Source organism: Rubritalea sp. (assembly GCF_039830215.1).
Taxonomy (GTDB): Bacteria; Verrucomicrobiota; Verrucomicrobiia; order Verrucomicrobiales; family Akkermansiaceae; genus Rubritalea.
The window spans coordinates 1-6,948 of sequence record NZ_JBDOPO010000382.1 but is presented as its reverse complement, the minus strand read 5'-3'; the positions used below and the strand labels follow the sequence as shown (position 1 = coordinate 6,948).

Annotated in this window: 5 protein-coding genes; 2 read left to right on the top strand and 3 right to left on the bottom strand. The window is 47.1% G+C overall.

The features are described 5' to 3' along the window. Positions 1 to 250: 250 nt before the first annotated feature. A complete protein-coding gene (locus ABGY95_RS13120) occupies positions 251 to 1,573 on the bottom strand; it encodes a homoserine dehydrogenase (RefSeq protein WP_347442139.1) in 1,323 nt (440 codons plus the stop codon). Between the two features lie 1,564 nt (positions 1,574 to 3,137). Between ABGY95_RS13120 and ABGY95_RS13115 the strand changes: the two genes are divergently transcribed. Together ABGY95_RS13115 and ABGY95_RS13110 are read left to right on the top strand one after the other, a co-directional pair. After that, positions 3,138 to 3,917, top strand: coding sequence for a ParA family protein (locus tag ABGY95_RS13115; RefSeq protein WP_347442138.1), 780 nt, complete (start codon positions 3,138 to 3,140; stop codon positions 3,915 to 3,917). Between the two features lie 27 nt (positions 3,918 to 3,944). Next, complete coding sequence (locus ABGY95_RS13110; RefSeq protein WP_347442137.1) at positions 3,945 to 4,496, top strand: hypothetical protein; 552 nt, start codon at positions 3,945 to 3,947, stop codon at positions 4,494 to 4,496. A 1,242-nt stretch (positions 4,497 to 5,738) separates the two neighbouring features. On the opposite strand, the gene ABGY95_RS13105 is transcribed toward ABGY95_RS13110, so the two are convergent. Further along, positions 5,739 to 6,377: an NAD(P)H-dependent oxidoreductase gene (locus tag ABGY95_RS13105; protein WP_347442136.1), complete on the bottom strand. Its 639-nt coding sequence runs from the start codon at positions 6,375 to 6,377 to the stop codon at positions 5,739 to 5,741. Between the two features lie 54 nt (positions 6,378 to 6,431). Further along, positions 6,432 to 6,948: hypothetical protein (locus ABGY95_RS13100; RefSeq protein WP_347442135.1), on the bottom strand; the 517-nt coding region annotated here is incomplete at its 5' end.

Sequence of the window (6,948 nt, the reverse complement as noted above, 5' to 3'; positions counted from 1 at the left end):
AAGCAAGCGACCATCACTTCGAGGAAAAGGAAAATTCAAGGAGCAGGTTAAAACTCAAGTCAGGAGTTTGGCTAAGAGGCCGACGAGGATTCAGAAATACTTCAACTCATCAAAAATATCCTATGCTGCCTGATTTTCCGCTCCATTAATAATTGCGTCAAGTCGGGCAAGCTGATTTGACTGAAACAAAAAGATCCCACAAAGCGGACTCTGAAGGATCTTAAAAATGTTGAAGTGCGAGTGTTGTTCTCTAGTCCGTGGCGAGCTTCTCGATGCGGAAGACCACTGGCTCAGCAGTAGTGCAGTCGAGGGCTTCGCACTTTTTCAGAGTTTCACGCAGTTTACCGAATGGGCAAGTGTGAAGCAGGAATACCATGTCGGAGAAGTCTTTGTCTGGATTCTCTGGGTCGACTGGTGAGTGGGTGCCAGATATGCCGATACCGTCATTTGCGAGGGTGTTAGCAATTTCAGCGATCACGCCTGGTCGGTCTTCAACTTCGAAGCGCACATAGTACGATGTTTCTGTCTGATCAATTGATAGCACCCTACCGTTCTCTGCGTATGGCAGGAAGCCACGGTGTCCAGCTGCGTGAACGAATGTGTAGGCAGCTTCGACTAGGTCGCCCACTGCGGATGATGCTGTGGGCTCTTTGCCCGCACCCCGACCGTAGAAGAGAGCTTCGCCAGATGCATCACCACGTACAGCTACAGCATTGAATACTCCATTGACCGAGGACAGAATGTGAGACTGTGGGATGAAGGACGGCTGTGTGCGGATCTCAACTGAACCGTCAGAATGCTCGCGCACGACCGAGAGTAGCTTTACCGCATAACCGAGCTTTGTAGCGAAGTCGATATCGATGGTGCGCACACGCTCGATACCGCGCACATAAACTTCTTCAGCTGGAACGGTGAATCCGTAAGCTAAAGTAGCGAGGAGGATTGCCTTGTGCGCTGCATCCCACCCATTGACGTCGAGCGCGGGATCCGCCTCAGCGTAGCCGAGGTCTTGTGCTTCAGCCAAAGCGGTCTGGTAATCGAGGCCCGCTGTGGTCATGCGCTCGAGGATGTAGTTTGATGTGCCGTTAATAATGCCGGACATGGTTTCGATGCGGTTCCCGACATACGAGTCCTGTACCGCCTTGATAACTGGGATTCCACCAGCGACAGCTGCTTCAAAATGGACAGGAGTATTGTACTCGCGAGAAATGGCGAAGAGCTCCTTACCTCGCTCGGCAAGTAGGGCTTTGTTACCAGTCACTACAGGTTTCTTCATCTTTAGCGCAGCAGCGACAATGTCAAAAGCTGTGGTAGTGCCACCGATGAGCTCTACAACGATGTCGACTTCTGGGTGGTTGACCACTTCTTGCCAATCAGTAGTGAAAAGATCAGCGGGAGCATTATCAATGCGCTTTTTGTTGATGTCTCGGACAGCCGCTTTTTTGATGTTGAGTGAAAAGGCGTCTTTGGCTCTGTTTGAAATGAGCTGGCCATTACGTTCGAGAGTTTCCCAGACGCCTGTGCCAACTGTGCCGAAGCCAGCCATGCCTATACCTATGTGTTGCGTAGCCATTATAGTGATTTTGAAAATACAAATTTGAGGGGGGAGTGAGATGTTGTATGATATCGTGGCTGAGTCAAAGCTTTATAGAGTCATGAGCGGCGTGAAATAAGTGAGTATTCAGGTGAATTTACCAATACGTGATTTGGCGCTGTAATACTTTGAGTGTGGAGCCAGCGTATCTCAATTAGGTTTTATGAGCAGGTCAGCGAGATCAATGGAGTGAACCGGCTTGTATAAATGAACTTAGCTCTTAAGCGAACCGTTGTCGGTTTATCGTTAATGCATTGGAGGCGTGCGTGCGAGATATAACCTCAGCGCTGAGGTTAAATACAGCCATATTTAAGCAATCGATGACTGAAGATTTTATGAAATTCCTCAATTTACTGAAACGTGCATTCCTTCCGATCTTTCTATGTAATCAGTTTACAACTTCTTCACAGGCTTAAGATTGTAGATGCCGACGAACACCCAAGATTGATTCTTCGTTATTTAACTTTTTATATCCAAGCGACAAATGTGACGTCTATACAGTAAAAGGTTAGAAAGAGTGTTACTTTAGATTTTGCCCCAATTGGACGAAGCATCTCAGGAAATGGTGATAGCCTGGGTAAAAGAGAACATTGCTGAGGGGGGAGAAGATGAATTGAGTGGTAAAGCACGCAAAGCGTCCTGAAATAGTAGTCAGTGGGTCAGGTGTACGCTATTTAAGAAGTGTTATTCTAAAACAAAGGATGAGGTAAGAGTGGCAATCAGGGAGATCGAAAACCGGGAATGATTGGTCTTCTCTAGTGAGTCGCAACATGGGCAATAACTAAGCTGAATATTTTCGCTACCTTTGCGGTGTGAGCTACGATGTGAAGCTTAACCTAGGCTACAATCAAAAGGTCACTGCAGCGTCCGCCATTTGTTGGAAAAGGTCTCTTTCGGGCACAATTTCGGGCACTATGCGGACCAATCCAGTTTGGCCATGCCCTAGGCAGATAATCTTCAGAATTCTGTTGGCCAATACATAAATGACGCTTGCGGGAATAACCGAGAAAAAAGCAGCCACTGTCGTCGGTGGCAGAGAGAGCAATACATAACCTAGCTTTATTATTCGTCTTCAGAGTCTTCAATATGTCTAGAATGCATGGAGCCTATGCTTGCTGAAGCGGAAGAACTATGGTGGTAGGCTGTGGTGCAGAACCCATAGCCAAGTCCAGTGAGTGTGTTTTCCCATACGATTTGACCGCTTGTCGCTTGCTAGCAATACACGTGACCTGCCGAATGGGCAACCAGTTGATCTGAGTCGAGAACCAATGTGATCATTTTTGAGGAGCTGAGCTTGGTGTGCCAAATTTCTTCTCCAGACTTGCGATTTAGACAAACAGCATGGTTCCCGATACCCAAATAGATGTATTTTAACATGGGGCAAATCTGCTGTATCCCTGTGAGGATTGTCTAGCGCATAAGCATGTAGGTGCGAATCCTAGAGAAAATCCTTTCTCTCGCGCAGGTCGCTGTTTAGTTTCGCTGTTATACAGTGCGTTAGGTGAAGCCTAGCGCCTCATTTTATATAGGTTCTCCAGAAAAAATGACAAGCATCGTAGTATCTAGCCAAAAAGGTGGTGTCGGCAAAACGACAGTATCTATCAATCTCGCATTTGCCTTCGCTAGAGCGGGGTGGAATGTCTTGCTCGTGGACTCAGACCCACAGGGCTCAGTTGGTCTCTCCCTCACTCGCCAGTCCAGGAAATTGCTCGGATTCTTTGACTATATAGGCGATGAAAAACAGCGCTTTGACAAACTCGTGGTCCCGACACGGATGAATACTCTTTCCATGATCCCAGCTGGACAGGGAGAAGGTTACGAACTGGGTGGGGGCTACGATGAAAGCGTGGCCGACAGGGTGAAAAACTTTTTAGGAGATGTGGAATCTAGAGGTTATGACATTTGTATCATGGACAGTGCTGCAGGTTTGTTTGGGATCACTCGAGATGTGTTAGTTTCAGCAGATGCTGTGTTGGTTCCACAACAGGCAGAACCGTTGGGGATTAGGTCTGTGCCTAAGATGCTTCAAGGTCTCACTGAATTACGTGCTAATAATACTAAGTTATCTATTTTAGGTGTTCTTCTTACTATGGTTCAGCGCGAGTTGGAGGAGAGTGCTGAGGCTGCTGACGGATTACGTGAGTTACTCCCAGCCCAACTAGTGATGAAGCAAGAAGTGACACGTGATGGACTTTTCCTTAAAGCCAGCAGTAAAGGTGTGCCAGTAGGCGTATTACAAGGCTCAGCTAGATTGCTTAATACTTTCGATGACCTGCGCTTGGAGATCGAATCAAAGCTTGGCATCAGTCAGAAACTCAAATAACTTCAACAGTCAAATTAATTTACTAATATGGATTCTCTAAACCCATGGCTAGATGTAGATGAACTCGATCGTCTAGCTAAAGCTCTCATGGCCCCAGCGGAGGCTCAGCAATATAAAAAAGCTGAAGCTCCAAAAAGTGAAGGGCTCATCCGTAGCTCGGCCAGCAAGGTGTTAGCCAAAGCAAGTGAAATAGCGAAACGGGCTGGGGTGATTGCTCCAGTCGTGCGCCAAGCAGCACTTCCTGAGTTGGTGGAGTGGCTCAATACACACGCTCGTTGTTTGGGGCTCTGTGTTGTGGATCGCGATGGAGATGTTTTACAGGCAGCAATGCCCAATGACGAGTGGACTCAGTTGACTGTCTCAGCTGCGACTACTGGGCATCGACTCGACGAAGGAAAATCCCATAGTCTCAGGTTGAAAGTGGCAGCGGGGAGCTTTCTTCAGTTTATCAGTGTCGTGACCGCGCGTGGACCATTGTTAGTTGGTCTACTTACTCAGAATCTTCTCAAAGACTCACAGCTTATTGATTTCTCAAATTTGGTCGAGCGCATCAGTGCTGCAGATCAAGTAGAGAAATAATACAAAAAGGGCCAATGCCATTAGGCATAAGCTCTTGTTAGAGGTCAATTGGAAGCCCTTTTAGTCATGCGCGTCAACTTAAGTGCAAGTTTTTGAGGTAAAATGCACTATAAGATTGAAGGGCTGATTCGCACTGCAGGATTCAAGTTTGACCGAGCCTTCAGCTCACTAAAGGGGTCAACTGTTAGCCAGAGATTCACGCATGGAACTCATCAAGAACAATCACCAGAGAAAGTATCATCTCAGCTCAATGATGCCTGAAGATCTGGTTGTTCGGGACATGGTTACTGCGGTACTGAGAGCTTTAAGCTCGTAGGTGAAATCCCTGCATTCTAGCTCCTGCATGTACCAGTCAATGACTGGCAATTTATTTTAGCAACGGGGCCTCATTAGAGAAGCGCCTTGAACCTCTATCTAACAAATTTATTAATGAGAAGATCTCAGTTGTCACATGCGGGATGTATGCGCTTCTGGTGGCTGTAAAGCGGACAAGAAGACCGCCAGACAAAGAGGGAGAGCTCGTAATGCCGAGAGTAAAGTACGCGCTAGCCATCCATCGCTAGTGCGCGATGGATGGTGTATACTCCTAAACCCCAGAAACTCTCCGAAATCTATACCTTGCGCTGGAAGAACGAGGCCCGACTCAAAGCTTGAAAGCAACCGCTGAGCCTCGGTAAAGTATTCAAGGACGTGAGTAACGAAGACCATTAGGGGGCTTTGATGTTGGTCGCTCTGGTCTAACAGTTAATGGGGACATCCAACTGTCCGTCTCCGCCAGTTATAAAATATTGTACTGACTATGGATATGTTATTTGGAGCTCTATCATCCCAGCTCAGTGGCTTTAAATCAGAGTGCTTTGAGTGGTCATATCCAACTTATAATTAGTTACTTGAGGTTTCTGAGTAGGAGTTTTCAATCAGCTAACTTTCAATGGGTTGAATTACTGGTTTAACTCGCGTGGCTCACTCTTTTATAGATATTGTGACACTGTGAGCTGAGCTTGGAGTCTCCTGCAAGCCTACACAGAAAAAGGTTTTGTGCGGGAGGTGGGCATTCGATTAGTGGTGAAACTCACCAAGTTAAACTTGGGGAATTTAAGTCTGTGTCGCTAGAAACCAGTGACAACCTCCAAGAGATCTCTTGGAGTCTATAGTTTTCGTCTGAGGAGCACATGTCGCGCTGCTTCACTAGACACATGTGCAGATCTCCTGCTTCACACCGAGCTCCATGTGCCAGCTTAGCTAGCTATGCTGTATGACTTGTTCCTTGCTGTAACGCACTTTTGGTAAATGCGCATACTTGTCATCAGTAGACCTGTAGCCCATTGGGCAAGCAACTGTCGTGAAATACCCAGAGCCGTCGAGACCCAGTATTTTATCGTACTCGGTGGGGGAGATGCCCTCCATCGGACAGGCGTCAATTTTGAGAATTGCTGCGCTAGCCATCAATTGCCCGAGGGCGATGTACACTTGATTTTTAGCCCAGGTGATGAGTTGTGCGTCATTCATTTTGGCTATGAACCCGCCCATCAGATCTCTGTAAAATTGGAGGCTTTCCTTATCTCCACCGCGCTCTGCATGCGTCTTGTCGATGAAGGCATCGAGTTCAGCGTCACCGATTGGTCCTTGGGCCGCTAGCACGACAAGATGAGAGCAGTCGACTACTTGCTGTTGATTCCACGAGTGTGGCAGAAGTTGTTTCTTTACCTCGGGATCAGTCACGACAATGAACTTCCATGGCTGTAGACCGAAGGATGAAGGAGTGAGTAAGAGGCTTTCTTCGATTGTGTCCCAGTGTTCGCCTGAAATAGTCTGTTTTGGATCAAACACCTTGGTGGCATAGCGCCAGTTTAGTGCGTCAAGTAGTGTGGTTGGAGTCATGTTGGAATGTGTTGGAATGTGTTGGAATGTGTTGGAATGTGTTGGAATGTGTTGTTATTGGGCTTCAATATTGAATGGTAAGCTCATGGATGGCATGGCGCTTAGCGAAATGTTTATCAGTATGCCATACTCTTGATTTAGCCGGTTATCTCGTTGGAAAATGCCGAGTCCAGTCGACCAGCTTTCAAAATGTCTATTGAATGAGTATTCTTGGCGCTCGATCGTGTTATCCGTAAGTTGTAACTGATGGTAGGTGCCTAGCCCCCATTTTTGGTTGATGCGGAAATAGGTTCGTCCGTGCACCAAATTAGTATCGGCAATCTCTGGGTGATCCGCTAGGTAGCTGTGACCAATGCTAAGTTCGATGTTCTCATGGGGCCAAAACACAAGGTTACTGGTGAGTTCGGTGAACCCTTGACTATTGATTGGGAACTGGGTGTTGATGACTAGGCTACCCCATGGAACTGGGTTCCAGCTAAGGTCGTTGTACAGATTTGAAAAGTCTCGATCGTACTCAGGGTCGTTTAGGAATGCATCAATATAAGTGTCTAGCGTGAGCCAAGAGTGGCTT

Bases quoted from the DNA above. Each gene is read 5' to 3' on its own strand.
- ABGY95_RS13120 (WP_347442139.1), bottom strand. From the start codon at position 1,573: ATGGCTACGCAACACATAGGTATAGGCATGGCTGGCTTCGGCACAGTT.
- ABGY95_RS13115 (WP_347442138.1), top strand. From the start codon at position 3,138: ATGACAAGCATCGTAGTATCTAGCCAAAAAGGTGGTGTCGGCAAAACG.
- ABGY95_RS13110 (WP_347442137.1), top strand. From the start codon at position 3,945: ATGGATTCTCTAAACCCATGGCTAGATGTAGATGAACTCGATCGTCTA.
- ABGY95_RS13105 (WP_347442136.1), bottom strand. From the start codon at position 6,377: ATGACTCCAACCACACTACTTGACGCACTAAACTGGCGCTATGCCACC.